Annotated in this window: 23 protein-coding genes; 15 read left to right on the top strand and 8 right to left on the bottom strand. The window is 73.8% G+C overall.

All coding sequences use genetic code 11. The features are described from left to right. The first annotated feature begins 3 nt into the window (after window positions 1–3). From ACTMS2_RS11800 to serA, 5 genes are all read left to right on the top strand, one after another. Window positions 4–2,346: a putative bifunctional diguanylate cyclase/phosphodiesterase gene (locus ACTMS2_RS11800; protein ID WP_441175410.1), complete on the top strand. Its 2,343-nt coding sequence runs from the start codon at window positions 4–6 to the stop codon at window positions 2,344–2,346. Between the two features lie 269 nt (window positions 2,347–2,615). Further along, entirely contained in the window at window positions 2,616–4,502 is a 1,887-nt protein-coding gene (locus ACTMS2_RS11795; protein ID WP_441175409.1) for an acetolactate synthase large subunit, read from the top strand. Beyond that, window positions 4,502–5,017, top strand: a complete 516-nt coding sequence (gene ilvN, locus ACTMS2_RS11790) for an acetolactate synthase small subunit (RefSeq protein WP_089001623.1) — start codon at window positions 4,502–4,504, stop codon at window positions 5,015–5,017. The genes ACTMS2_RS11795 and ilvN overlap by 1 nt, the downstream gene beginning before the upstream one ends. A gap of 126 nt (window positions 5,018–5,143) precedes the next feature. Further along, on the top strand, window positions 5,144–6,157 hold the full coding sequence (gene ilvC, locus ACTMS2_RS11785; RefSeq protein ID WP_089001622.1) for a ketol-acid reductoisomerase: 1,014 nt from the start codon (window positions 5,144–5,146) through the stop codon (window positions 6,155–6,157). A 320-nt stretch (window positions 6,158–6,477) separates the two neighbouring features. Beyond that, window positions 6,478–8,076, top strand: coding sequence for a phosphoglycerate dehydrogenase (gene serA, locus ACTMS2_RS11780; protein ID WP_089001621.1), 1,599 nt, complete (start codon window positions 6,478–6,480; stop codon window positions 8,074–8,076). 65 nt (window positions 8,077–8,141) lie between these two features. Here serA and ACTMS2_RS11775 read toward each other — a convergent pair whose 3' ends face one another. Together ACTMS2_RS11775 and ACTMS2_RS11770 are read right to left on the bottom strand one after the other, a co-directional pair. Beyond that, complete coding sequence (locus ACTMS2_RS11775) at window positions 8,142–8,498, bottom strand: hypothetical protein (RefSeq protein ID WP_089001620.1); 357 nt, start codon at window positions 8,496–8,498, stop codon at window positions 8,142–8,144. 430 nt (window positions 8,499–8,928) lie between these two features. Continuing rightward, window positions 8,929–9,774, bottom strand: coding sequence for an FAD:protein FMN transferase (locus tag ACTMS2_RS11770; RefSeq protein ID WP_441175408.1), 846 nt, complete (start codon window positions 9,772–9,774; stop codon window positions 8,929–8,931). A gap of 222 nt (window positions 9,775–9,996) precedes the next feature. On the opposite strand from ACTMS2_RS11770, the gene ACTMS2_RS11765 reads away from it, so the two are divergent. Beyond that, window positions 9,997–11,028, top strand: coding sequence for a 3-isopropylmalate dehydrogenase (locus ACTMS2_RS11765; RefSeq protein WP_089001618.1), 1,032 nt, complete (start codon window positions 9,997–9,999; stop codon window positions 11,026–11,028). Between the two features lie 196 nt (window positions 11,029–11,224). Next, window positions 11,225–12,322: a branched-chain amino acid aminotransferase gene (locus ACTMS2_RS11760; protein ID WP_441175496.1), complete on the top strand. Its 1,098-nt coding sequence runs from the start codon at window positions 11,225–11,227 to the stop codon at window positions 12,320–12,322. 71 nt (window positions 12,323–12,393) lie between these two features. Here ACTMS2_RS11760 and ACTMS2_RS11755 read toward each other — a convergent pair whose 3' ends face one another. From ACTMS2_RS11755 to ACTMS2_RS11740, 4 genes are all read right to left on the bottom strand, one after another. Beyond that, on the bottom strand, window positions 12,394–13,158 hold the full coding sequence (locus ACTMS2_RS11755; protein WP_441175495.1) for a tyrosine-protein phosphatase: 765 nt from the start codon (window positions 13,156–13,158) through the stop codon (window positions 12,394–12,396). 34 nt (window positions 13,159–13,192) lie between these two features. Then, window positions 13,193–13,651: a PRC-barrel domain-containing protein gene (locus tag ACTMS2_RS11750; RefSeq protein ID WP_357086715.1), complete on the bottom strand. Its 459-nt coding sequence runs from the start codon at window positions 13,649–13,651 to the stop codon at window positions 13,193–13,195. Window positions 13,652–13,858: 207 nt separating this feature from the next. Further along, entirely contained in the window at window positions 13,859–14,389 is a 531-nt protein-coding gene (locus ACTMS2_RS11745) for a carboxymuconolactone decarboxylase family protein (RefSeq protein ID WP_441175407.1), read from the bottom strand. 2 nt (window positions 14,390–14,391) lie between these two features. Beyond that, a complete protein-coding gene (locus tag ACTMS2_RS11740) occupies window positions 14,392–14,952 on the bottom strand; it encodes a peroxiredoxin (protein WP_089001610.1) in 561 nt (186 codons plus the stop codon). A gap of 341 nt (window positions 14,953–15,293) precedes the next feature. Here ACTMS2_RS11740 and cimA point away from each other — a divergent pair, with 341 nt between their 5' ends. After that, window positions 15,294–16,874 (top strand): citramalate synthase, encoded by a 1,581-nt coding sequence (gene cimA / locus ACTMS2_RS11735; protein ID WP_441175406.1) that lies wholly within the window; start codon window positions 15,294–15,296, stop codon window positions 16,872–16,874. Window positions 16,875–16,878: 4 nt separating this feature from the next. Here the strand turns inward: cimA and ACTMS2_RS11730 are convergent, their stop codons facing one another. Further along, the gene (locus ACTMS2_RS11730; protein WP_441175494.1) at window positions 16,879–17,868 is read right to left on the bottom strand and encodes an endonuclease/exonuclease/phosphatase family protein; all 990 of its coding nucleotides are present in this window, start codon (window positions 17,866–17,868) and stop codon (window positions 16,879–16,881) included. A 403-nt stretch (window positions 17,869–18,271) separates the two neighbouring features. Here ACTMS2_RS11730 and ACTMS2_RS11725 point away from each other — a divergent pair, with 403 nt between their 5' ends. The 7 genes from ACTMS2_RS11725 (at window position 18,272) to arfB (ending at window position 23,834) form a co-directional block, all read left to right on the top strand. Beyond that, the gene (locus ACTMS2_RS11725) at window positions 18,272–18,799 is read left to right on the top strand and encodes a hypothetical protein (protein WP_441175405.1); all 528 of its coding nucleotides are present in this window, start codon (window positions 18,272–18,274) and stop codon (window positions 18,797–18,799) included. A gap of 262 nt (window positions 18,800–19,061) precedes the next feature. Next, on the top strand, window positions 19,062–20,111 hold the full coding sequence (locus ACTMS2_RS11720; RefSeq protein WP_441175404.1) for an AAA family ATPase: 1,050 nt from the start codon (window positions 19,062–19,064) through the stop codon (window positions 20,109–20,111). Window positions 20,112–20,137: 26 nt separating this feature from the next. Then, entirely contained in the window at window positions 20,138–21,124 is a 987-nt protein-coding gene (locus ACTMS2_RS11715; protein WP_441175493.1) for a DUF58 domain-containing protein, read from the top strand. Next, entirely contained in the window at window positions 21,121–22,080 is a 960-nt protein-coding gene (locus ACTMS2_RS11710; RefSeq protein WP_441175403.1) for a VWA domain-containing protein, read from the top strand. The genes ACTMS2_RS11715 and ACTMS2_RS11710 overlap by 4 nt, the downstream gene beginning before the upstream one ends. Window positions 22,081–22,124: 44 nt before the next feature. Further along, window positions 22,125–22,988 carry a S1C family serine protease gene (locus tag ACTMS2_RS11705; RefSeq protein ID WP_441175402.1) on the top strand — a complete coding sequence of 288 codons (864 nt, stop codon included), beginning with the start codon at window positions 22,125–22,127 and terminating at the stop codon, window positions 22,986–22,988. A gap of 108 nt (window positions 22,989–23,096) precedes the next feature. Then, a complete protein-coding gene (locus ACTMS2_RS11700; RefSeq protein WP_144082355.1) occupies window positions 23,097–23,399 on the top strand; it encodes a hypothetical protein in 303 nt (100 codons plus the stop codon). A gap of 9 nt (window positions 23,400–23,408) precedes the next feature. After that, window positions 23,409–23,834: an alternative ribosome rescue aminoacyl-tRNA hydrolase ArfB gene (gene arfB / locus ACTMS2_RS11695; RefSeq protein ID WP_089001601.1), complete on the top strand. Its 426-nt coding sequence runs from the start codon at window positions 23,409–23,411 to the stop codon at window positions 23,832–23,834. 131 nt (window positions 23,835–23,965) lie between these two features. Here the strand turns inward: arfB and ACTMS2_RS11690 are convergent, their stop codons facing one another. After that, window positions 23,966–24,841 carry a 3-methyladenine DNA glycosylase gene (locus tag ACTMS2_RS11690; protein WP_441175401.1) on the bottom strand — a complete coding sequence of 292 codons (876 nt, stop codon included), beginning with the start codon at window positions 24,839–24,841 and terminating at the stop codon, window positions 23,966–23,968. Window positions 24,842–24,895: the final 54 nt, after the last annotated feature.

Here is a 24,895-nt window from a genome sequence, read left to right as displayed (position 1 = left end):
CACGTGCAGTTCCCCCCGGGCATGGTCGCGGTCGCGGTGCTGTGCGGGCTGGTGGCCACGGCGGCCGCCGCGCTGTCGGCCGTCGAGGCCCGCCGCCGCTCGGGGCCGCCCCGGCAGGCGTACGCGCTGCTCGCCGGCGCGTCCGGGGTGGCGCTGGTGACCCTGCTGCTCGGGGTGAGCGTGGCGCTCACCACCGCCGGGCACGACGGGCACGCCCCGGGCCGCAGCACCGGCTGGGCCGGCGTCGTGTCGATCGGCACGGCGGTGGGCGGGCTGCTGCTCTCCGCCGGGCTGCTCCGGCTGCCCGGCGTGGCCGCCCCGGCGGCGGCCACCGCCCGGCTGGCGCTCGACGGCCTGGTGATGGCCACGGCGCTCTGGTTCGTCGGCTGGGTGCTCTTCTCCGAGCCCACCCGGCTGCTCGGCGACGCCACCCCGGCGGCCTGCGTGCCGATCCTGCTCGCCACGGTCAGCGCGGCCCTGACCGCCGGGCTCGCCCTGATCGTGGCCTTCCGCGCCCCGCCGCCGCGCGGTCGCGCCGCCTGGCTGGGCGCCGGGGCCACCGCCGTGACCTGCGGCGGGCTCGGCGTCGCCACCGGGCTCTGCCAGGCCGGGCCGACCGTGGCGCTGGCCGGGGCGGGGGTGCTCGCCGCCGGCCTCGTCGCCGTCGCGTGGGCCGCCCGTCGGCTGGACGCGGCGGTCCAGCCGCCCCACGACCTGATCCGCCGCGACGGCGCGTACGCGTTCGTCCCGATGTTCGCCATGGCCGCCTCGGCGATGTACCACCTGCTCCAGGACGGCCGGTTCGACGCCCTCGGCATCGTCGCCGGCAGCGTGGAGGGCTTCGCCCTGGTCACCCGGCAGTACCTGACGCTGCACGACGTGCGCGGCTACGCCCGGCGGCTGGCCGAGCGCGAGGCGCACTTCCGCGAGCTGGCGCACACCGACCAGCTGACCGGGCTGGCCAACCGGCGGGGGCTGTTGCGGGCGCTGCACCGCTGCGCCGGTGCCGGCGCCCCCTGCGTGCTGCTCGGGCTCGACCTCGACGGCTTCAAGCACGTCAACGACATGCGGGGCCACGACGTGGGCGACGCGGTGCTGGCCGAGGTGGGCGAGCGGCTGCGCGCCAACCTGCGCCCCGGCGACGTGGCGGCCCGGCTCGGCGGCGACGAGTTCGCGGTGCTGATGCACGGCCAGCCCGCCGAAGCGGACCGGGTCGCCGAGCGCCTGCTCGGGGTGCTCGGGCGCGCCTACGAGCAGCCGGAGGGGCCCGTCTTCCTGTCGGTGAGCATCGGGGTGGCCGGCTGGGCCGGGGAGCCCGACGTGGAGCTGCTGCTGCGCCACGCCGACCTGGCGCTGCGCTACGCCAAGCAGCGCGGCAAGAACCGGATCGAGCGCTACGACGCCGCGTACGACCAGTTGCTGCGCCGGCGCACCACGGTGGAGCACGAGCTGCGCGGCGCCATCGAGCGCGACGAGCTGCGCCTGGTGTTCCAGCCGGTGGCCTCGCTGCCCTCGGTACGCCCGGTCGGCGCGGAGGCGCTGCTGCGCTGGCGCCACCCCGTGCTCGGCAACGTCGGCCCGGACGAGTTCATCCCCTTGGCGGAGGAGTGCGGGATGATCGCCAAGCTGGGCGCCTGGGTGCTGCACCAGGCGTGCCACCAGCTCTCCCGTTGGCTGGCCGACGGGCACGACGTCTGGGTCTCGGTCAACGTGTCGCCCCGGGAGCTGCACGCCCCGGAGTACGTGGTCCAGGTGGCCGAGGCGCTGCGCGCCCACCACGTGCCGCCGCAGCGGCTGGTGCTGGAGGTCACCGAGCACGCCGTCGCGACGGACCTGGACGAGCTGATCCGGCGGCTGACGGCGCTGCGGGCCACCGGGGTCCGGATCGCGCTGGACGACTTCGGCGCCGGCTACTCCTCGCTCGGGCAGCTGCGCCGGCTGCCGATCGACATTCTCAAGATCGACCACGGGCTGGTCGCGGAGCACGAGCCGGTACGGCCGGTGGGCAGGGACGGCCCGGCGTTCGCGCCGATGGTCGACATCGTCATGCGCCTCGGCCACCAGCTCGGTCTGGAGGTCATCGCCGAGGGGGTGACCACGCCGACCGAGCTGGCCGCCGTGGTCGCCGCCGGCTGCCGGTTCGGTCAGGGAGCGCTCTTCGGCTGGGGCGTACCGGCCGAGCACCTGGAGGCGATGCTGGAGGCGGCCACGTCCCCGGGCGCCCGCCCGGCCCCCGCCGCGCCCGCCCCGGCCGGCCCGCCCGCGGCGCCGCCCCGGCGGCTGCCGAGGCTGCCCGCCCAGCGCCCCTCCGAGCAGGGGTCCGCGCAGGTGGAGTGGGGTCCCTAGGCGCCCCGGACGGGTGAAAGCCGGCGACCCGTGAACCAACATGTGGGATCAGTTGACTCATCGCGTGAGATGCGTCAGGCTTGACCGCATGTCGTCGTACCGGTCGCTGCGAGTACTTACCTGAGCGCACTCTCCACGTCGAGAGTGCGCTGGCCCCGTGCATCCTGCACGAGGGCTTTTTTGTTGCCGTCGGACCCATCGACGCCGGGCGCCGCCCGCGTCACCCGCTCGAACAGCCGCACCCACTCCAGCCGAAGGCCTGAACCGCCATGACGAGACCCACGCCAGAGACACTCGCCCACTCCGCCCGGCGGGCCCGCACGTCCGCCGAGCCCGCGAGCGACGCCGAGCACGCCGGCGCCGTCCGCGCCGCGGCCACCCCGGCCGTCCCGGGGGTACGCACACCCGCCCCGGCCCAGGTCAGCGGCGCCGGCTCCCTCGTGCGGTCGCTGGAGGCGCTCGGCGTCGACGTCGTCTTCGGCATCCCGGGTGGCGCCATCCTGCCGGCGTACGACCCGCTCTACGACTCCACCGTGCGGCACATCCTGGTCCGCCACGAGCAGGGCGCCGGGCACGCGGCGACGGGCTACGCCCAGGCGACCGGCCGGGTGGGGGTCTGCATGGCCACCTCCGGCCCCGGGGCGACCAACCTGGTCACCCCGATCGCCGACGCGTACATGGACTCGGTGCCGATCGTGGCCATCACCGGCCAGGTCGCGCGGCCCTCGATCGGCACGGACGCCTTCCAGGAGGCCGACATCCAGGGCATCACCCTGCCGATCACCAAGCACAACTTCCTGGTGCAGGAGGCCGAGGAGATCCCCCGGGTGCTGGCCGAGGCGTTCCACCTGGCGGCCACCGGCCGTCCCGGGCCGGTCCTGGTCGACATCCCCAAGGACGTCCTCCAGGCGCCCACCACCTTCACCTGGCCGCCGACGCTGGACCTGCCCGGCTACCGGCCCACCCTGCACCCGCACGGCAAGCAGATCCGCGAGGCGGCCCGGCTGATGTCCAGCGCCCGCCGCCCCGTGCTCTACGTCGGCGGCGGGGTGCTGAAGGCCGGCGCCACGGAGGGGCTGCGGCGGCTGGCCGAGCAGACCGGCATCCCGGTCGTCACCACGCTGATGGCGCTCGGCGCGTTCCCGGACTCGCACCCGCAGCACCTGGGCATGCCCGGCATGCACGGCACGGTTGCCGCGGTCTACGGCCTGCAGAAGGCCGACCTGATCGTGGCCCTGGGCGCCCGCTTCGACGACCGGGTCACCGGCAAGCTGGACTCGTTCGCCCCGGACGCGGCGGTGGTGCACGCCGACATCGACCCGGCCGAGATCGGCAAGAACCGGCACGCCGACGTGCCGATCGTCGGCGACGCCCGGCACGTCATCGACGAGCTGATCGCGGCGGTGGGCACCGAGCAGGCGGCCGGCCGGCGGGCCGACCTCGCCGACTGGTGGACCCAGCTCGACGACCTGCGCAACCGGTACCCGCTGGGCTACGAGGAGCCGGCCGACGGCACCCTCTCCCCGCAGCACGTCATCAAGCGGCTCGGCGAGCTGGTCGGCCCGGACGCGATCTACGTGGCGGGGGTCGGCCAGCACCAGATGTGGGCCTCGCAGTTCATCTCCTACGAGAAGCCGTACACCTGGCTGAACTCCGGCGGCCTCGGCACCATGGGCTACGCGGTGCCGGCGGCGATGGGCGCCAAGGTCGGCAAGCCCGACACGGTGGTGTGGGCGGTCGACGGCGACGGCTGCTTCCAGATGACCAACCAGGAACTGGCCACCTGCGCCCTGGAGGGCATCCCGGTCAAGATCGCCGTGATCAACAACGGCAACCTCGGCATGGTGCGGCAGTGGCAGACCCTGTTCTACGGGGAGCGCTACTCCAACACCGACCTCGGCACCCACAAGCACCGCATCCCCGACTTCGTCAAGCTGGCCGAAGCCCTCGGCTGCGTGGGGCTGCGCTGTGAGAACGCCGAGGACGTCGACAGGACCATCGCCGCCGCGATGGCGATCGACGACGCGCCGGTGGTCATCGACTTCGTCGTCGGCAAGGACGCCATGGTGTGGCCGATGGTCGCCGCCGGCACCAGCAACGACGAGATCATGTTCGCCCGGGGCGTCCGCCCGGCCTTCGACGAGGATGACATCTGATGACCATGCACACCCTGAGCGTCCTGGTGGAGAACAAGCCGGGCGTCCTGGCCCGGGTCTCCGGCCTGTTCTCCCGGCGGGGCTTCAACATCGACAGCCTCGCCGTCGGTGAGACCGAGAACCCGGACGTCTCGCGGATCACCATCGTGGTCAACGCCGAGTCGTCCCCGCTGGAGCAGGTCACCAAGCAGCTCAACAAGCTGGTCAACGTGCTCAAGATCGTCGAACTGGACCCGCAGGTCTCGGTCGCCCGCGAACTGCTCCTGGTCAAGGTGCGCGCCGACCGCGCGGCCCGCGCCCAGGTGCTGGAGACCGTCGGCCTGTTCCGGGCCCGGGTGGTCGACGTGGCCCCGGACACGCTGACCATCGAGGCGACCGGCACGCCGGACAAGCTCGACGCGCTCCTGCGCGACCTCGAACCCTTCGGGATCAAGGAGATGGTCCAGTCCGGACTGGTGGCGATCGGGCGCGGCTCGCGTTCCATCACCGCCGGGCCCTCGCTCCGGGCCGCCTGACCCCGACCCGGCCGGCGCCCCCGCGCGCCGGCCGGGACCGCCCGACCCGGCCGGCGCGCGCCGCCCGGGACCGACACCGCACAGATCCACGACGGGCCGCCCGGGCCGCCGTACGAAAGGGAAACCATGAGCGTTGAGGTGTACTACGACGACGATGCCGACCTGGGCCTCATCCAGGGTCGCAAGGTCGCGGTGATCGGGTACGGCAGCCAGGGCCACGCCCACGCGCTGTCGCTGCGCGACTCCGGAGTCGACGTGGTGGTCGGCCTGCCCGAGGGCTCCAAGAGCCGGGCCAAGGCCGAGGAGCAGGGCCTGCGGGTGCTCACGCCGGCCGAGGCGTCCGCCGAGGCCGACGTCATCATGATCCTCGCCCCGGACACCGCCCAGCGCCGCATCTACGCCGAGTCGATCGCGCCGAACCTGGCCGCGGGCAAGGCGCTCTTCTTCGGCCACGGCTTCAACATCCGCTACGGCCTGATCAAGCCGCCGGCGGACGTCGACGTCGCGATGGTCGCGCCGAAGGGCCCGGGTCACCTGGTCCGCCGCCAGTACGCCGACGGCAAGGGCGTGCCCTGCCTGGTCGCCGTCGAGCAGGACGCCAGCGGCGGTGCCCTCGCGCTGGCCCTGTCGTACGCCAAGGGCATCGGCGGCACGCGGGCCGGCGCCATCCGGACCACCTTCACCGAGGAGACCGAGACCGACCTCTTCGGCGAGCAGGCGGTGCTCTGCGGCGGCGCGGCGGCGCTCGTGCAGACCGGCTTCGAGGTGCTCACCGAGGCGGGCTACGCCCCCGAGGTGGCCTACTTCGAGTGCCTGCACGAGCTGAAGCTGATCGTCGACCTCATGTACGAGGGCGGCATCGCCAAGATGCGCTACAGCATCTCCGACACGGCCGAGTACGGCGACCTCTCCCGTGGGCCGCGCGTCATCGACGCCCGGGTCAAGGAGGAGATGCGCAAGATCCTCAGCGAGGTCCAGTCCGGCGAGTTCGCCCGGGAGTGGGTGGCCGAGGACGAGGCCGGCCGGCCCAACTTCAGCAAGTGGCAGGCCGAGGGCGCGGCGCACCCGATCGAGGAGACCGGCCGCAAGCTGCGCGGCATGATGAGCTGGGTCGACCGCCCGATCACCGAGACCGCCTGACGCGTCACCCCCGCGGCCCGGCCCGGGCGCTCTCCCCGGCGCCCGGACCGGGCCGCTCCCTGTCCGCCGCACCACCGCCCGCCGCGCCGGCTCGCCGCCCCCAGGTGACCCGGGCGCCCCGTCGCGCGCCGTTCACCGGCGCGTCGTCACCCGTTGTGAGGGCACTCACCCCACGGTCCGGGACCTGCCGGCCGGCCGGCCACCTACGATCGCGGGTAGGTGCGTAGCCGGCACCTGACGGCCATGGCCCGGATCAGCGCAGGGCGCAGCGCGGCGTCCCGCAGCCCGGCCCACCGCTCTGACGACAACTACGAGGACCAATGACTCCTGTCGTACTGATCGCCGAAGAACTCGCCCCCGCCGCCATCGAGGTGCTCGCCCACGACTTCGACGTCCGCCACGTCGACGGCACCGACCGTCCGGCCCTGCTCTCGGCGCTCTCCGAGGCCGACGCCGTCATCGTGCGCAGCGCCACCCAGATCGACGCCGAGGCGATCGCCGCCGCGCCCCGGCTGAAGGTCGTCGCCCGGGCGGGCGTGGGTCTGGACAACGTCGAGGTGCCGGCCGCCACCGCGCGGGGCGTCATGGTCGTCAACGCCCCCACCTCGAACATCGTCTCCGCCGCCGAGCAGGCCCTCGCGCTGCTGCTCGCCGTGGCACGCAACACCGCCAGCGCCAGCGCCGCGCTGAAGGCGGGGGAGTGGAAGCGGTCCAAGTACACCGGCGTCGAGATCCAGGGCAAGACCGTCGGCGTGGTCGGCCTCGGCCGCATCGGCGTGCTCTTCGCCCAGCGCATCGCCGCCTTCGGCACCCGGCTGATCGCGTACGACCCCTACATCCAGCCGGCCCGCGCGGCCCAGCTCGGCGTCCGCCTGGTGGGCCTGGAGGAGCTGCTGCGGGAGAGCGACTTCATCTCGATCCACCTCCCGAAGACCCCGGAGACCGTCGGCCTGATCGGTGAGAAGGAGTTGGCTGTCGTCAAGCCGGGCGTCCGGATCATCAACGCCGCCCGGGGCGGGCTGGTCGACGAGCAGGCCCTGGCCGACGCGATCGCCGAGGGCCGGGTCGCCGGCGCGGGCGTGGACGTCTACGCCAAGGAGCCCTGCACCTCCTCGCCGCTGTTCGCCTTCGACAACGTGGTCGCCACCCCGCACCTGGGCGCCTCCACCGGCGAGGCACAGGACAAGGCCGGCCTGGCCGTGGCCAAGAGCGTGAAGCTGGCGTTGCAGGGCGAGTTCGTGCCGGACGCGGTGAACGTGCAGGCCGGCGGCGTCGTCGCCGAGGACGTGCGCCCGCTGCTGCCGCTGGCCGAGAAGCTCGGTCGCGCCTTCACCGCCGTCGCGGGCGGGGTCGCCGCCAGCGTCACCGTCGAGGTGCGCGGCGAGATCGCCAACCACGACGTGTCGGTGCTGAAGCTCGCCGCCACCAAGGGGCTGTTCAGCTCGGTGGTCGAGGAGCAGGTCACCTACGTCAACGCCCCGCACCTGGCCGCCGAGCGCGGCGTCGAGGTCACCCTGGTCGCCCAGACCGACACCGTCGAGCACCCCAACCTGGTCACCGTCCGCGGCGCGCTGCCCGACGGTCGTACGGTCAGCGTCTCCGGCACGGTGGCCACCGCCGGCGCCCGTGACGTGCTCAAGCTCACCGAGGTCGACGGCTTCGACGTGGAGATCGGCGCGGAGGGGATCCTGGTCTTCCTGCGCTACGCCGACCGCCCCGGCGTGGTCGGCACGGTCGGCACGCTGCTCGGCGAGGCCGGCGTCAACATCGCGGCGATGCAGGTGGCCCGTCGCGAGGCCGGCGGCGAGACCCTGATGACCCTCACCGTCGACCAGGCGCTCGGCGCGGACCTGCTCACCTCGGCGGCGGACTCGATCGGCGCGGTCGCGGCCAGCGCGGCGGATCTGCGCGACGAGTGACCTGAGCGCGCGACAGCGGGGGCCCGGCGGATCTCGCCGGGCCCTTCGTCGTACTCGGGCAGTGGTCAGCCGGGCAGCCGGGCCGGCGGCGGGTAGACCGAGCCGTCCTGGGCGTCGAAGAGCATCAGGTCGTACGCGCCGGCCAGCCGTTCGATGTCGAGCAGCACCTGGTCCTCGCAGGTCGGGTGCAGGTTCAGCTCGACGTGGTCGGCGGCCGCGTGCAGCGGCGTCACGGCCCACGGGCTGCCGGGGCCGGCCGGGCGGTCGGGGTAGCTGCCGGTGATGGCCCGGTAGAAGGCCACCACCCGCGGGTCCGGGTGCCGGTCGACGTGCTGCCCCTGCCGGCACCGCAGCACCGCCGCCCGCACGTCCTCGGGTGTCGCCCCGTCCGCCAGGGCCCACACGCTCAGATCGAAACTCACGGCGGACAGCGTGCCATTCCCCGTTCACCGCGTCGAAATCGCCCCGCCGCCGGTTCGGCACGCTCCTGTCGCGACGGTCCGCAGTGGAGACCCTTGCGTTGAGTTGCGTCGATTCGCTAGCGTACCGGTGCGGTCACTGGCCGAGCTCGCGACGTGGGCCCGTCTTCGGGTGGCGAGGTCGACGTCCGGCCGACCGGCCCGCACCCCTCGATTGCGCGAGCCACGCGCACTCGTCGCTGACCGGCCCTCACGGTCGTTGCCGAGACCGTGGGGGCCGATCGCGCATTCCTCCCGGCGGCCCGCCGGCAGCGCACCCACCAAACGCCGCACCCACTCCCGCGCAACACATCGCTGATGGCGCGGCAGCGGCCGGCTGGGGCCGGCCGATCGCCCGGTACGGGCAGTCGGCGCACTCGCTGAGCAGCAGGGCTCAGCGGCGGTGGGCGAAGAGCGCGCGGTAGTCCGACCCGTTGCGGAACCAGGCCAGCCCGGCCGGCCCGGCGGCGTAGAGCGCGGTGGCGTAGGCGTCCGCGACGGCGAGGTCCGGCCCGACGACCGTCGCGGCGACGAGCTGGTCGGCAGGCTCCCCGGTGTGCGGGTCGACCACGTGCCCCTGCCGGCCGCTCACCCCCGAGGTGCCGACCGCGCCCGCCGTCATCTCCAGCACGAGCGGCGCCCGTTGCCGGTCCGTCGGGTGGTGCACCGCCACCCGCCACGGGCCGCCGTGCGCGGCGTGCCCGCGTACGACCAGGTCGGCGCCGGTGAGCACGGCGTAGTCGTGCACCCCGGCGGCGCGCAGCCGGGCGGCGGCCCGCTCCACCGCCCACCCGCCGAGCAGCCCTCCGGGGTCGAAGCCGCCGGGCACCGCCCAGGCGTCGAACCAGCCGTCGGTGGCGGCCCGCATCGCCGCGCAGCGGTCCACCAGGTCGGCCAGCGGCGGGTACGAGTCGGCGCTGATCTCGTCCCGGCGCAGTCGGGAGACCAGGCTCTCCGGCCGGGTCGGGCCGTAGGTGAGGTCGATGGCGCGCAGCTCCGCGACCGCGTCGCGCAGCGCCTCTCCGATGCCGCGCCGCCCCAGCCACTCGGGGGCGTTGAGCAGAAGCGTGTATTCGGCGGTCGAGGTGCGCACGGTGTGCTGGACGGCGATCCGGTCCTCGCCGACGGTGCCGGGCCGGTCGGCGCGGTGGCTGCGGGCGCCCAGCCGCAGGTCGGGCCGGCGCGGCTGGAAGGCGGACTGGTCCACCCAGCGGGTCCGTGGCTGCTGGTCGATCCGCATGACGCTGCTCCCTCGCTGACGCCGGCCGCGTCGTCGTGGCCTCCGTCACGGGCCCCCGTCGACCCGCTCGCCATCACGCTAGGCAGCGGAGATGACCTCCCCATGAATGCCACCTGGGAGGATCCTGTGCATCCGACTTTCCCGCATTCTGGAAGGTTCGTACCGGGGGACGGGACGGCGGCGTACGGTCGACGAAACGGCGAGGCGAGGGAGCACAGGGACGTGGCACGGATCGCGGTGGTGGCCGGGGACGGGATCGGACCCGAGGTGGTCGCGCAGGCCCGCAAGGTCATCGACGCCGTGCTGCCGGGAGTGGACGCCACCGAGTACGACCTGGGCGCCGCCCGCTGGCACCGCACCGGCGAGGTGCTGCCCGACTCGGTGCTGACCGAGCTGGCCGGGCACGACGCGATCCTGCTCGGCGCCGTCGGCGACCCGACCGTCCCGCCGGGCGTGCTGGAGCGGGGGCTGCTGCTCAAGCTGCGCTTCGCCTTCGACCAGTACGTCAACCTGCGCCCGTCGCGGCTGTGGCCCGGCGTGCCCGGCCCGCTGGCGAGCGTCAAGCCCGGCGAGGTCGACCTGGTGGTGGTCCGCGAGGGCACCGAGGGCCTCTACGCGGGCGCCGGCGGCGCGCTGCACCGGGGCACCCCGGCGGAGGTCGCCACCGAGGAGAGCCTGAACACGCGGCACGGCGTGGAGCGGGTGATCCGCGACGCCTTCGCCCGCGCCACGCGCCGGGAGCGGCGCAAGGTCACCCTCGTGCACAAGACCAACGTGCTGACCCACGCCGGTTCGCTGTGGGCGCGGGCGTTCGAGGCCGTCGCCGCCGAGCACCCCGACGTGGCCACGGAGTACCAGCACGTCGACGCCGCCGCGATGTTCCTGGTCACCCAGCCCCAGCGCTACGACGTGGTGGTCACCGACAACCTGTTCGGCGACATCCTCACCGACATCGCCGCCGCCGTCACCGGCGGGATCGGACTCGCCGCCAGCGGCAGCATCAACCCCGAGGGGGCGTACCCGTCGATGTTCGAGCCGGTACACGGCTCGGCGCCGGACATCGCCGGTCGCGGGGTGGCCGACCCGGTGGCGGCCGTACTCTCGGCGGCGCTGCTGCTCGACCAGCTCGGGCACGCCGACGCCGCCGCCCGGGTCACCGCCGCCGTGGGCGTGGAACTGGCCGGTCGGACCCCGGGCGCGGCACTGCGCACCGAGGAGGTCGGCGACCGGCTGGCCGGGTACGCCACCGCCTGAGGCCGCCGGCCACCCACCCGGAGGTTCCCCGCGACGCCGCCCGGCCGCACCGTGGCCCGGCGGCGTCCACCCGTCCGGCGCTGCCGGTACGCCCGGGCGGCGCTACCCCCTGAACGACCGTTCGGGGTAAGTTTCTCGCACCAGGTTTCTCGGCATGCGGACCCGCGTGCCGTTGTCCCGCAGGGAGGTCAGCGCGATGAGCGGTGGTGACAAGCTCGACTTCGAGATCCGTCCGAATCCCGCGCCGGTATCCGTCGCCGACCGGGCCGCCCTGCTGGCCAACCCGGGCTTCGGCCGGGTCTTCACCGACCACATGGTCACCATCCGCTACGCCGACGGCAAGGGCTGGTACGACGCCCGGGTCGAGGCGCGGGCGCCGATCCCGATGGACCCGGCCGCCGCGGTGCTGCACTACGCGCAGGAGATCTTCGAAGGGCTGAAGGCATACCGGACGGCCGACGGCGGGGTCACCATGTTCCGTCCGGAGGCCAACGCCGCGCGCTTCGCCGCGTCCGCCCGACGCATGGCGATGCCGCCGCTGCCCGAGGAGTCGTTCGTCGACTCGCTGCGCCAGCTCGTCGAGATCGATCGGGAGTGGATCCCCGAGGGCGAGGACGGCAGCCTCTACCTGCGGCCGTTCATGTTCGCCAGCGAGGTGTTCCTCGGCGTCCGGCCGGCCAACGAATACCTCTACGTGGTGATCGCCTCGCCGGTCGGCGCGTACTTCTCGGGCGGGGTGAAGCCGGTGACGGTCTGGGTCTCCCCGGACTACACCCGGGCCGCCCCGGGCGGCACCGGCGCGGCGAAGTGCGGCGGCAACTACGCCGCCTCGCTGGTGGCGCAGGCCGAGGCGATCGAGCACGGCTGCGACCAGGTGGTCTTCCTGGACGCGGTGGAGCGCCGCTACGTCGACGAGCTGGGCGGCATGAACGTGTTCTTCGTCTACGACGACGGCACGGTGGTCACCCCGCCGCTGACGGGCACGATCCTGCCCGGCATCACCCGGGAGTCGGTGCTCACCCTGGCGGCCAACGCCGGGCACCGCATCGAGGAGCGGCCGGTGAGCTTCGCCGACTGGCAGGCCGACGCCGCGAGCGGCCGGCTGCGCGAGGTGTTCGCCTGCGGCACCGCTGCGGTCGTCACCCCGATCGGCGAGGTGCGCTTCCCCGACGGCGAGTTCCTCGTCGGCGGCGGCGAGCCCGGCCGGGTCACGATGGCCCTGCGTCAGCAGCTCGTCGACCTCCAGCGCGGCAAGGTCGACGACCCGCACGGCTGGGTGCGCCGCATCCTCTGACGGCCCTGGCGACACCGTCCCCGCCCCCGCCTCGTCGGGCGCGGGGACGGCACGCCGCCGCCGGGACGGGCTCAGTCGAGCAGGTGCTCGCGGAGGGCGGTGAGCTGGGCGTCGGTGACGCCGGCGTGGCGCAGGTAGCCCTCGACCGAGCCGTGGGCCTCGCGCAGCTCGGCGAGGAAGAGCGTCATGGCCTCGGCGGGGCAGGTCAGCACCGGCAGGGTGTGCCCGCTCTGCCGCCCGGTGGCCTCGAACCAGGCGCGGTAGCGCTCGCCCGCCTCGGTGCTCAGGGCGTAGTCGGCGGCGATCTCGTCGTCGGCCACGCCGAGCACGGCGAGGGTGAGGCCGCAGACGATGCCCGTGCGGTCCTTGCCGGCGACGCAGTGCACCACCACGGGGGCGCTGGCGTCCTCGGCGATCAGCCCGATCGCCTCGGCGAGCCCGGCGGTGCCGGTGCCGGCCAGGTCGGCGTACCGGTCGGCCAGGTAGCGGGCCAGGTCGGTGCCGGGGCGGTAGGGCCGCTCGCCCCACTCGGCGTGCTCGGGGTGGATGTTGTGCCAGGTCAGGCCGTCGAAGTGGGGGACGCGGCCGTCGCGCTCCACCTCGTACGGGCGGCGCAGGTCGATGACCGTGCGGACGCCGAGGGCGGCGAACGCCTCCCGGTCGGTGTCGTCGAGACGGTGCAGCGAGTCGGAGCGGTAGAGCCGCCCGGCGCGTACCCGGCGGCCGTCGTGGCCGGCATGGCCGCCCACGTCACGGAAGTTGAACATCGTCGTGAAGGGAATCCGGCGACCGGCCTCGACAGCGTCCACCCCGACACGGTAACGGCCCCCCGCGATCCGCGGGAGGCCGTGGCGCGCCGGTGCTGCCGGGCTAGCGGGCGGTGCCGGGCGGGATGGCCGAGTACGTCTCGTCGTAGTAGCCGCCGAGCCGGTCCCGGTAGGTCGGGTCGGTGTCGGCGGTCTCGTCGTACTCCGGGGCGGCCTTGATCTGGTCCTTGCTCCGGTCGACGTGCACCTTGCGCTCGTCGTGGTCGACGTGGTTGACGGTGCCGGCCGGGATCATGACCTTCCGGCCGAAGATCCACGGGCCGGTGTCCACCACCAGGTAGCTGTCGTTGACCTCGTGGCTGGCACTGTCGATCTTGCCGATGCCGCCGTCGGTGGCCTCGACCTTGTAGCCGACCAGGTCGGCGTCGGCCACCCTCGCGGTGTCCCGGTAACGCCACGGGTCGAACGTGCCGGCGGGGGCGCCACCGGCGAACTCGCCCTGGCCGCCGCCGCGCAGCGGGTCCGGGCTGCCGTGGGTGCTGTGCGGGTCGAGCCTGTCCATCTGACAACTCCTGCCCCGACTGTCGCCAGTCGTCTCGCCGGTCCGGTGTCCTCTGCCTCCTCCGGGAGCTACCCGGGCGGTCGGCACCGGAAACGAGGGCCGGGCGGGGCGGGTGCCGGAGACGGCGGTGGGCGGGAGACGACGGTGGGTGGGAGACGACGGTGGGCCGGCGCCGCGAGCGCGGCACCGGCCCACCGGGCGTACGCGTCAGGCGAGCGCGGCCTGGGCGTCCAGGGTGACCGCGGCGGCGTGCACGACGGCGGCGATGCGCAGCCCCTCGTGCACCTGCTCGCGGCTGAAGCCCGCGTTGCGCAGGGTCTTCTCGTGCGACTCCAGGCACACCCCGCAGCCGGTGATCGCCGAGACCGCCAGGCACCACAGCTCGAAGTCGGCCTTGTCCACGCCCGGCTTGGCGATGATCTGCATCCGCAGCCGGGCCGGGATCGACTGGTACTGCTCGTCGCCGATCAGGTGCTTGGCCCGGTAGTAGACGTTGTTCATCGCCATGATCGTGGCGGCGCCCTTGGCCGCCTCGACGGCCTCCGGCTTCAGGTGGTCGGCCGCCTCGGCGGCGATCTCCCGCAGCACCTCCGGGTTGCGCCCGGCCACCGCGCAGGCCAGGGCGGTGCCCCAGGCCTGGGTCGGGGTCAGCGTGCTGTTGGCGATGGTGGAGCCGAGGTTGAGCTTGATGTCCTTGGCGTACTCCGGCAGAGCCGCCTTGATCGCGTCCAGACCCATGGTCAGGCCCCGGCGCCGGCGAGGAGCTTGGTGGCGTCCAGGGTCTCGCCGCCCTTGTTCCAGTTGCACGGGCACAGCTCGTCGGTCTGGAGGGCGTCGAGCACCCGCAGCACCTCGGAGACGTTGCGGCCGACGGAGCCGGCGGTCACCATGACGAACTGGATCTCGTTGTCCGGGTCGACGATGAAGGTGGCCCGCTGGGCCACGCCGTCCTCGCCGAGCACGCCGCAGGCGGCGGTCAGCTCACGCTTGACGTCGCTGAGCATCGGGAACGGCAGCTCGCGCAGGTCCGGGTGGTCCTTGCGCCACGCGTAGTGGACGAACTCGTTGTCCACCGACACGCCGAGGACCTGGGCGTCCCGGTCCGCGAACTCCTCGTTCAGCCGGCCGAACTCCGCGATCTCGGTCGGACAGACGAAGGTGAAGTCCTTCGGCCAGAAGAAGACGACGCGCCACTTCCCCTGGTGGGACTTGTGGTCGATCGACTCGAACGCCTTGTCGGCGTCCAGCGACACGCAGGCGGTGAGTTCGTACTCGGGGAAGCGGTCACCGACAGTGAGCACAGGTCCTCCTTGACAGCGGCACGAAGGCCGGTAACTGGATCAATTCCAGATTCTGCCGCAGCCCCGTTTCCGCCGGATGGCGGCCAGGTGACTTGTGAAGTCGATCACCGGCGGCGGGTTGTGCCGGCGCGCCGCCCGTCGATGCGGTATCGCGACCCTCCGTCACCGTCCCGCCATGTGGATTCTGCCTCCCAAAACGAGAGGGCGGGTGGCAGAGTGGCGACCGTGACCAGCACCCACCTGATTATTCGCACCTAGCGCGCCGGCCTCCCCTCCGCCGAGCGCGCAGACCTCCCGCATCCGCGGGGGGTCTTTTTGTTGCTCTGAGAAAGGACTCCCTGATGACGTTCCAGGTCTACGACACGACGCTGCGCGACGGCGCCCAGCGCGAGGGGCTGAGCTACTCGGTGGTCGACAAGCTCGCGGTGGCCCGGCTGCTCGACGAGTTCGGGGTCGGCTTCATCGAGGGAGGCTGGCCCGGCGCCGTGCCGAAGGACACGGAGTTCTTCCGGCGGGCGCGCACGGAACTCGACCTGAAGCACGCGCTGCTGGTCGCGTTCGGGGCCACCCGGCGGGCCGGGGTTCCGGTCGCCGACGACCCGCAGGTGCGTGGGCTGCTCGACGCGCAGACGCCGGCGGTCGCCCTGGTCGCCAAGGCGGACCTGCGGCACGTCGAGCGGGCGCTGCGCACCACCGCGGGGGAGAACCTGGCGATGATCCGCGACACGGTCGCGCACCTGGTCGCCGAGGGGCGGCGGGTCTTCGTCGACGGGGAGCACTTCTTCGACGGCTACCGGTCCGACCCGGCCTACACCGCCGCCGTGGTGGAGACGGCGCTCGCCGCCGGTGCCGAACGGGTGGTGCTCTGCGACACCAACGGCGGGATGCTCCCGTCCCAGGTGACCGCCGCCATCGCCGACCTGACCGCGCGGCTCGGCGTCGGTCCGGAACTGCTCGGCATCCACTGCCAGAACGACACGTCCTGCGCGGTCGCCAACACCGTCGCCGCCGTCGAGGCGGGCGTACGCCACTTCCAGGGCACCGCCAACGGCTACGGCGAGCGCCCCGGCAACGCGGACATCTTCGCCGTGGTCGCCAACCTCCAGCTCAAGCTCGGGCTGCCCGTCCTACCGGACGGCTGCCTGGGGCAGATGGTGCGGGTCTCCCACGCCATCGCCGAGATCGCCAACATCGCCCCCGACACCCACCAGGCGTACGTCGGGGCCGCGGCCTTCGCCCACAAGGCGGGGCTGCACGCGAGCGCGATCAAGGTGGATCCGCTGCTCTACAACCACGTGGACCCACAGGTGGTGGGCAACGACATGCGGATCCTCGTCACCGAGATGGCCGGCCGGGCCAGCGTCGAGCTCAAGAGCCGCGAGCTCGGCCTGGACCTGGCCGGCCATCCGGAGGCGCTGTCGCGGGTCACCCGGCGGGTCAAGGAGCTGGAGGCCGGCGGCTGGTCGTTCGAGGCCGCCGACGCGTCGTTCGAGCTGCTGGTCCGCTCGGAACTGGACACCGCGCCCGCCAGGCCGTTCGCGCTGGAGTCGTACCGGGTGCTGGTCGAGCACCGGGAGGACGGGTCGGTGGTCTCCGAGGCGACCGTCAAGATCCGCGTACGCGGGGAACGGGTCATCGCCACCGCCGAGGGCAACGGTCCGGTCAACGCCCTGGACGAGGCGCTGCGGGTGGGGCTGGCCCGGCACTACCCGGAGCTGCGCGACTTCGTGCTGGCCGACTACAAGGTGCGGATCCTGGAGGGCACCCACGGCACCGGCGCCGTGACCCGGGTGCTCCTGGAGACGGTCGACGGGGCCGGCCGCGACTGGACCACAGTCGGCGTGCACCCCAACGTGGTCGAGGCGTCCTGGCACGCCCTCGTCGACGCGCTCACCTACGGCCTCGACCGGGCCCGGGTCTGAGCCGTCAGCCGGCCGGGAGGCGCAGCTCGGCCAGGACGGCGCGGTGGTCGCTGCCCGGCACCCGGTGCACCGTGACGGCCCGCACGGCGATGCGCCGGTCGACCAGCACGTGGTCGATCACCACCGGCGGGATCGGGTCCCCGTCGTACGGGCCCCACGTGCCGACCAGGCCCGCGCCGGCCTGGTCGGCGGCGTCGACGTAGCCGGTGTCCAGCAGGGCGCGCAGCGGGGCGTGGTCGAGGGTGGCGTTGAAGTCGCCGGCGAGGATCCGCAGCGGCCCGTCCGGGGTGGCGGGCGGCTGCGCCGCCAGGTCGGCGCGCCAGTGGCCGACCTGGTCCAGCGCGTACGGGGCCGACGGGTGCGCCGACTCGACCCGCACCGCCGGCGCCCCGGGGACCGCCACCGTGCCGTGGGACTGGTCGAAGCCCCAGCCGCCCCGGTTGTGGCGGACGCCGCCCTCGCCGATCGGGAACCGCGCGTAGAGCCCGGAGCCGACGGTGCCGACCCGTGGGTCGAGCTGCCGGTGGGGGAGCAGCCGGTCCAGGCCGAGCCGGTCCAGCTCCGCCCCGGCCTGCGGGGTGAACTCCTGCACGGCGAGCACGTCGACGCGGTGCCGCCGGACCAGGTCGACCAGCGCCCGCGCGTCGCCGGCCCCGGCCAGCAGGTTGGCGGTGAACAGCCGCACCGTCGGGCCGGTCACCGCGGGCTGCCCGGACGGCAGGGCCCGGGGCACCACCACGGCCACCAGGGCCGCCGCTGCCAGCGCCGCGACCGCCGCGGGCCAGCGGCGCCGCAGGGCGAGCGCGAGCAGCAGCGGCAGCACGCTCGCGGCGGCGGCGTACGGGGTGAAGGCGAGCAGCTGCACCAGCGGTCCCCGGTCGAGCCCGCCGAGTCGTACGGCCGCCCAGGCGGCCCCGGGCGCGACGGCGGCCCAGCAGAGCGCGGTGCGCAGCCGTGCCGCCCGGCCGCCCGGTGCCCGCCGCGGGGCCTCGATGATCACCACTGGAGGGTAGCGCCCGCGCCCCCCGGGTACGGCCCCGGACGGGGCGACACCAGGCGCGGCGGCGCGCCGCCTCCGACGCATTCGTGAATGGCTGAGCGCTCGCTTTTCACAATTTCCCGGGGCGGAACGAAACCATTAACAGAGCGTGATCAACTATTGACGTCCCACTTTTTGCGGTGCTACCTTCCAGTGGGTTGAGACGTCGAAACTCTGAGTAGTAATGCCAGCTCAGAGCCGGTGGAAATTGTTGAGGCGACAACATCTAGGGTGCGGCCCGAGGTGCGGGCTCCAGGCGGTTGTCGCTCATTTCCCCGGGCCCACGAAATGGAAATCAGCCGTCCCTCGCTCGGTGGGACAGGCCGAATCCGCACGGTCAACAAAAGGGAGACCTGTCATGACCACACTCTTCCGACGCAAGGCGGTGGCGGTGGCGTTCGCCGCGCTGGCGCTCACCCTGGCCGGGGGCGGGATCGCCGTCGCCCAGCCGGCGGCCAAGGCGCCCGCCGAGGTCGCCCAGCCAGCCGTCCGGCAGCCCGGCTCCGGCGGCCAGCCCGCCGTGACCCCCGCCGAGGCCCGCAAGGCCAAGGCCGCCCTGGCGCAGGGCCCGTCCGCCCAGGCGACCGCGCCGGGCACCGTCGCCTCCGCCGTCGTCTCCAGCGGCGGCACCCTGCTCCGCGGCTCGCCCGAGGCGGTCTCCGCCACCCGGTACGGCCCCGGTCAGTACCAGGTGCTGTTCAACTACAACGTCTCGCTGGAGACGTTCGTGGCGACCATCGGCACCACCGACCCGTACAACGTTCCCCCGGGCGGCGAGATCTCCGTCGCGCCTCGGCTCCAGACGCCGAACGCGGTCTTCGTCCAGACCCGCAACTCGTCGGGAAGCGTCGCCGACCGGCCGTTCCACCTGGTCATCGCCAACTGATCGTCCGCTGACGACGCCGGCCCCCGCCACGCGCGAGGGCCGGCGCCGCCGCGTCGTCCCGCCCCTTCGCAGGTCGATCACGCGGCGGTGGTGGGAATCGTGCCCTGCGCGGGGCGCCGCCACCGCATGATCGACGCTGGTTGGGGCGTGGCCGTGTCCGTCGACGGTGGTCGGGAGGGTTGTCCTGGTTCGGGCCGGTAAGGGGCGGCCCGGGGTTGATAATCCGACGTTTGTCCGGCCGTCGGCACGGGAAGCAAGCACCGTGACGGACATCTCGGACACCCTGGCCAGCGTGCCCAGCCCGGCCGATCCCGATGCGACCCCGGCCGACCTGGAACAGACGCTCTTCGAGGTCAAACGCGTGATCGTCGGGCAGGATCGGCTCGTCGAGCGCCTGCTCACCGCCCTCGTCGCGAACGGGCACTGCCTGCTGGAGGGCGTGCCCGGGGTGGCCAAGACGCTGGCCGCGCAGACCCTGGCCACCGTGGTGGGCGGCACCTTCTCCCGGATCCAGTTCACCCCGGACCTGGTCCCCTCCGACATCGTCGGCACCAGGATCTACCGGGCCTCGCGCGAGGACTTCGACATCGAGCTGGGCCCGGTCATGGCGAACCTGGTGCTCGCCGACGAGATCAACCGGGCCCCGGCCAAGGTGCAGTCCGCCCTGCTGGAGGCGATGGCCGAGCGTCAGGTCTCGATCGGCGGGCACAGCTACGCCGTACCGGACCCGTTCCTGGTGCTGGCCACCCAGAACCCGATCGAGTCGGAGGGGGTCTACCAGCTGCCGGAGGCGCAGCGCGACCGCTTCCTCATGAAGATCGTCGTCGACTACCCGAGCGACGCCGACGAACTCGCCATCCTCTACCGGATGAGCGCCGACCGGCCCGTCCCCCGGCGGGTGCTCGACCCGCAGCGGCTGCGCGAACTCCAGGCCCGCGCCGCCCACGTCTTCGTGCACCACGCGATCGCCGAGTACGTCGTCCGGCTGATCTTCGCCACCCGTGACCCCGGCCGGTTCGGTCTGCCCGAGATCGCCCCGCTGCTCGCGTACGGGGCCAGCCCCCGGGCCACCCTCGGCCTGGTCCGCGCCGCGCGGGCGCAGGCGCTGCTGCGTGGCCGCGAGTACGTGCTCCCCGAGGACGTGCGGGAACTGGCGGCGGACGTGCTCGCCCACCGGCTGGTGCTCTCCTTCGACGCGGTCGCCGACGGGGTGGCCGCCGAGGCGGTGGTCCGGCGGCTCGTGGAGGCCGTACCGCCGCCCCGCGTCGCGGCCGGCCACCCGGAACACGCGGCAGACCTGGCGGCGGCATGAGGTGGCGCGGGAGCGCGCCGACCGGCGTGCCGACCGCACCGGGACTGGCCGACCTCACCTCCGACCGGCGCCTGCGCCGGCTGGAACTGACCGTCACCCGCCGGCTCGACGGGCTGCTGCACGGCCGCTACCGTGGCCTGCTGCCCGGGCCGGGCAGCGAGACCGCCGGTAGCCGGGAGTACCGGCCCGGTGAGGACGAGGTGCGCCGGATGGACTGGGCGGTGACCGCCCGCACCACGGTCCCGCACGTACGTGAGGTCGACGCCGACCGGGAGCTGACCACCTGGCTGCTGGTCGACGCGAGCCCCAGCATGGAGTACGGCACCGCCGAGCTGGACAAGCGCGAGCTGGCCGTGGCGGCCGTGGCGGCGATCGGCTTCCTGACCGCCGGCGTGGGCAACCGCCTCGGCGCGCAGGTGCTCGGCCCGGACGGGCTGCGCCGGTTCCCGCCCCGCAGCGGGCGCACCCACCTGCTCGGGCTGCTCCGGGCCCTGCTGACCGCCCCGCGCGTCGGCGGGCACGACGGCGACGACCCGCCGCCTGCGGGCGGCGACCTGGCCGACGGGCTGGCCGCCGTGCACCGGGTGGCGCTGCGCCGTGGCCTCGTCGTGGTGGTCTCGGACTTCCTCGACGCACTGCCCGACGACCCCGGGCGGGCACCGTCCTGGGAGGCGCCCCTGCGCCGCCTCGCCGTGCGGCACCAGGTGCTCGCCGTCGAGGTGACCGATCCCCGGGAGCTGGAGCTGCCCGACGTCGGCCTGGTCACCCTGGTCGACCCGGAGACCGGGCGGCGGCGCGAGGTCTGGACCGGCGACCGCGCGCTGCGCGAGCGCTACGCCGCCGCGGCGAGCGCCCAGCGCGAGCAGGTACGCCAGGCGCTGCGCCGCAGCGGGGCCACGCACCTGCCGCTGCGTACCGACCGGGACTGGGGCGCCGACATCGTGCGGCACGTGCACGCCCAGCGGCGGCTCGCGGCGGCCCCGGCCCGGGCGGCCCGGGGAGGTGCGGCGTGATCTGGCAGTCGCCCGTCCGGCTCTGGCTGCTGCTCGGGGTGCTCGCCCTGGCCGTGGGCTACCTGCTGATGCAGCGCCGACGCAGCCGGTACGCCGTCCGCTTCACCAACCTGCGGCTGCTCGACCGGGTCGCGCCGCACCGCCCCGCCTGGCGGCGGCACGTGCCGGCCGGGCTCTTCCTGGCCATGCTGGCGCTGCTGGTGGTGGGCTTCGCCCGACCCACGGCGGAGGTGCGGGTGCCCCGCGAACGGGCCACCGTGATGGTCGCCGTCGACGTCTCCACCTCGATGCTCGCCGGCGACGTGGAACCGGACCGGCTCAGTGCCGCCAAGGAGTCCGCCCGGCGCTTCGTCGACGGCCTGCCGGACGAGTTCAACGTCGGGCTGGTCGCGTTCGCCGGCAGCGCGGCGGTGCTGGTGCCGCCGAGCACCGACCGGGAGGGGCTGCACGAGGGCATCGAGCGGCTGGTCGAGGGGGCCACCGGGGTGCAGGGCACCGCCATCGGGGAGGCCATCAGCACCTCGCTCGGCGCCGTGAAGGGCTTCGACAGCCAGGCGGCGAAGGACCCGCCGCCGGCCCGGATCATCCTGCTCTCCGACGGGGCGAACACCTCCGGCATGGACCCGATGGAGGCGGCGTCCGAGGCGATCGACATGAAGGTGCCGGTGCACACCATCTCGTTCGGCACCCCCAGCGGCACCGTGGACCGGGGCGGCCGGCCGATCCAGGTGCCCGTCGACGGGCAGACCCTGCGCGCGGTCGCCGAGGAGACCGGGGGCGGGTTCCACGAGGCCAGCACCAGCGACGAGCTGCGCGCCGTCTACGACGACATCGGCACCTCGGTCGGCTACCGCACCGAACGGCAGGACGTCTCGGCCCGGTTCATCGGCCTCGGGCTGATGTTCGCCATGGGCGCCGCGGCCGGCTCGATGCGCTGGTTCGCCCGGCTGCCCTGATCCCGTACGGCCACCGTCGAGAAGGACACGTGAGGAGCGTACGCATGGCAGTGCAGACCGGGCTGGGCGAACCGCGCGGCCCCTGGTTCATCTCGCCGGAGCTGGATCTCCACGGGCGGCCCCGGTGGGACGGGGCCGGACCGGACGGCGGTCCGGCCCGACGGCGCCCGGGGGGGCTGGCGCTGGCGGCGCTGGCGGTGGTGGCCCTCTCGACCGTCTCCGGGGCGGTGGCCGGCGGCGTCGTGGCCGGACGCGACACCGCACCCGGCCCGGCGGCGGCCTCGGCGGCCCCCGTCCCGGCGGAGCTGGTGACCGCGGCCGGCAAGACCGTGCCGGGCGTGGTGTCGGTGCTGGTGGGCGGGGCGGGCGGCGCCTCGGCCACCGGCTCCGGCTTCGCCGTCGACGACCAGCAGCACATCATCACCAACGACCACATCCTGGCCAAGGGGCGCGGCGGCTCGGTGACCGTGGAGCTGCCCGACGGGCGGCGGTTCGCCGCCGAGGTGGTCGGGCGGGAGCCGCGCAGCGACCTCGCCGTGCTCCGGGTGCCGCCGTCGGCCGGCCTGGCGGCGCTGCCGCTGGCCAAGCCGGGCGCCACGCGGGTGGGGGAGCCGGTGCTGGCGGTCGGCTCGCCGCTGGGGCTGCCCGGCACCGTCACCGCCGGGATCGTCAGCGCCCTGGACCGGCAGGTGCGCCTCGGCGACAACCGGCACACCGCCGTGCAGACCGACGCCTCGATCAACCCAGGCAACTCGGGCGGCCCGCTCGTCAACGCGCGCGGCGAGGTGGTCGGGGTGAACACGGCCATCGCCACGATCGACGGCAACGGCTCGATCGGCATCGGCTTCGCCATTCCCATCGAGCAGGTGCAGCAGACCGCCGACACGATCATCGGCAAGGGCGGCTGAGCTGCGTACGAGCCGCGCCGGCGGGCTGGGAATGTGAAAACTGTCGGATACCCGGCCCGGAATGATCGGCCAATGGAAATATTACGCTGAGTATGGATACTGGCGTGGGTGGAGCGTCCTGAAATCGTGGCCCTCCTGCTGGTGGGCCTGCTGATCGGAACCGGTGTGGGGTCGGCGTACGCCCGGGCACGACGCGGGTGGGCCGACTACCAGACAGTGAGGAAGACCGTGCCCGGCGCCCGGCGCGCCGCGTGGCTGCTGATCAAGGTGGCCACCACGAAGATCGGGATCATCGCCCTGCTGCTGGTGGGCGCGGTCGCGTACGCCGCCGCCGGCCCGGACGACGACCCCGCCGCACCGGGGCGGACCCCCGGCCCGTCCGCCACCCCGAGCGAGCGGCAGGGGCGTTAGCCTCGGGGAGTGGACGACGGACTGCGGGTGACCGACCGATGGACCGTGCCCGCCGCCGAGCTGCGGGAACGCTTCTCCCGGTCGTCCGGGCCCGGTGGGCAGGGCGTCAACACCACCGACTCGCGGGTGGAGCTGAGCTACGACCTGGCCGCCTCGCCCGGCGTGCCCGAGCCGCTGCGGGCGCGCGCCCTGCAACGCCTCGCCGGCCGGCTGGTCGACGGCGTGCTGACCGTCACCGCCAGCGAGCACCGGGCGCAGCTGGCCAACCGGGAGGCCGCCCGGGAACGACTCGCCGCGCTGCTGCGCGAGGCCGCCGCCCCGCCGCCCCCGCCCCGCCGGCCCACCCGCCCCTCGCGCGGCGCGAAGGAGCGCCGTCTGGCCGAGAAGAAGCGCCGGTCGCAGCGCAAGCGCGACCGCCGCGTCGACGGCGACTAGGCGTGTCTCAGAAGCGGTGGGGCTGATCGCACTTCTGGCGGCTCTCTGGCAGGCAGGGCTGTGCCGCCGTCGTCGAGATCCGGCGCAGCCAGTCACGGCTCATGAAGCAGACGGTAGCCGGGTGGGCCCGCTCACCCGTCGGTCGTCGACAGCAGCCGGTCGCACTCGGCGACCAGTCGCGCCCGCAGCGGCGCGGCACGCTGCGCGAACTCGCGCTGCCGCGCGACGTACTCGGCCTTGCCCTCAGGAGTCTCGATGGCTACTGCCGGTTCCCCGTAGGAGGAGAAGTCGTACGGGGACGCCTGCATGTCGAGCAGCCGGATGTCCCTCGCCAACTCGAAGCAGTCGAGCGCCAGATCCCCCGGAACCGCAGGGCCCAGCTTGGTTGCCCACTTGTGGCAGTCCATCGAGGCATGCAGGCAGCCCGGCTGGTCAAGCTCTACCTGGCTCTCCCTCGTTGGTTGGAGCCGGTTGAGGCCAACCGCGTCAGGGGTGAAGAACCGGAACGCGTCGAAGTGCGTGCAGCGGATCTGGTGAGACTCGACCACCGCGTCAGTTCCCTCTTGCCCAAGTCGCAAGGGGAGTGGATGCCGATGCTCACGTTGGCGGTACACCATCGCCCACTCATGCAGGCCGAAGCAGCCAGTGAAGGCTGGTCGTGACGAGATGGCGGACAACAGTCGATGGATGAAGCGCACCGACTCGGCCCGGTCGGCGAGGAACGCTGCGACGTCGAAGCTCACGATCCCGTCCGCGTCCGTGGCATACCAACGCCACTGCCGGTGCGGGGCAGAGCCGTGCGGTCCCGGTTCCAAGGAGACGCCCACGCCGGGGTGCCACCGTCGGAGCACGGAGGGGCGGGTGCCGTAGTAGTCGTACAAGAAGTCATCGATCGCGTGGCGTTCCCTCGTGGCCTTGCGGGCGCGGTGGCCTGCGGTAAGGGAGTCGGCGCGCTTCTCGTGAGCTTCCAGGAGGGGAAGCCAGCTTGCGGCGGGGATGCTGGTCAACGGTCCGGACCCTTGTCGTCCCGCTCGTGCGCCCGGCGCCGGGCCTGCCAGCGC

The sequence above is a fragment of the Micromonospora sp. SD12 genome (assembly GCF_052068495.1).
GTDB lineage: Bacteria > Actinomycetota > Actinomycetes > Mycobacteriales > Micromonosporaceae > Micromonospora > Micromonospora echinofusca.
This window is presented reverse-complemented; position numbering and strand designations above follow the sequence as displayed.

Bases quoted from the DNA above. Each gene is read 5' to 3' on its own strand.
- ACTMS2_RS11795 (WP_441175409.1), top strand. From the start codon at position 2,616: ATGACGAGACCCACGCCAGAGACACTCGCCCACTCCGCCCGGCGGGCC.
- ilvN (WP_089001623.1), top strand. From the start codon at position 4,502: ATGACCATGCACACCCTGAGCGTCCTGGTGGAGAACAAGCCGGGCGTC.
- ilvC (WP_089001622.1), top strand. From the start codon at position 5,144: ATGAGCGTTGAGGTGTACTACGACGACGATGCCGACCTGGGCCTCATC.
- serA (WP_089001621.1), top strand. From the start codon at position 6,478: ATGACTCCTGTCGTACTGATCGCCGAAGAACTCGCCCCCGCCGCCATC.
- ACTMS2_RS11770 (WP_441175408.1), bottom strand. From the start codon at position 9,774: ATGCGGATCGACCAGCAGCCACGGACCCGCTGGGTGGACCAGTCCGCC.
- ACTMS2_RS11760 (WP_441175496.1), top strand. From the start codon at position 11,225: ATGAGCGGTGGTGACAAGCTCGACTTCGAGATCCGTCCGAATCCCGCG.
- ACTMS2_RS11750 (WP_357086715.1), bottom strand. From the start codon at position 13,651: ATGGACAGGCTCGACCCGCACAGCACCCACGGCAGCCCGGACCCGCTG.
- ACTMS2_RS11745 (WP_441175407.1), bottom strand. From the start codon at position 14,389: ATGGGTCTGGACGCGATCAAGGCGGCTCTGCCGGAGTACGCCAAGGAC.
- cimA (WP_441175406.1), top strand. From the start codon at position 15,294: ATGACGTTCCAGGTCTACGACACGACGCTGCGCGACGGCGCCCAGCGC.
- ACTMS2_RS11725 (WP_441175405.1), top strand. From the start codon at position 18,272: ATGACCACACTCTTCCGACGCAAGGCGGTGGCGGTGGCGTTCGCCGCG.
- ACTMS2_RS11705 (WP_441175402.1), top strand. From the start codon at position 22,125: ATGGCAGTGCAGACCGGGCTGGGCGAACCGCGCGGCCCCTGGTTCATC.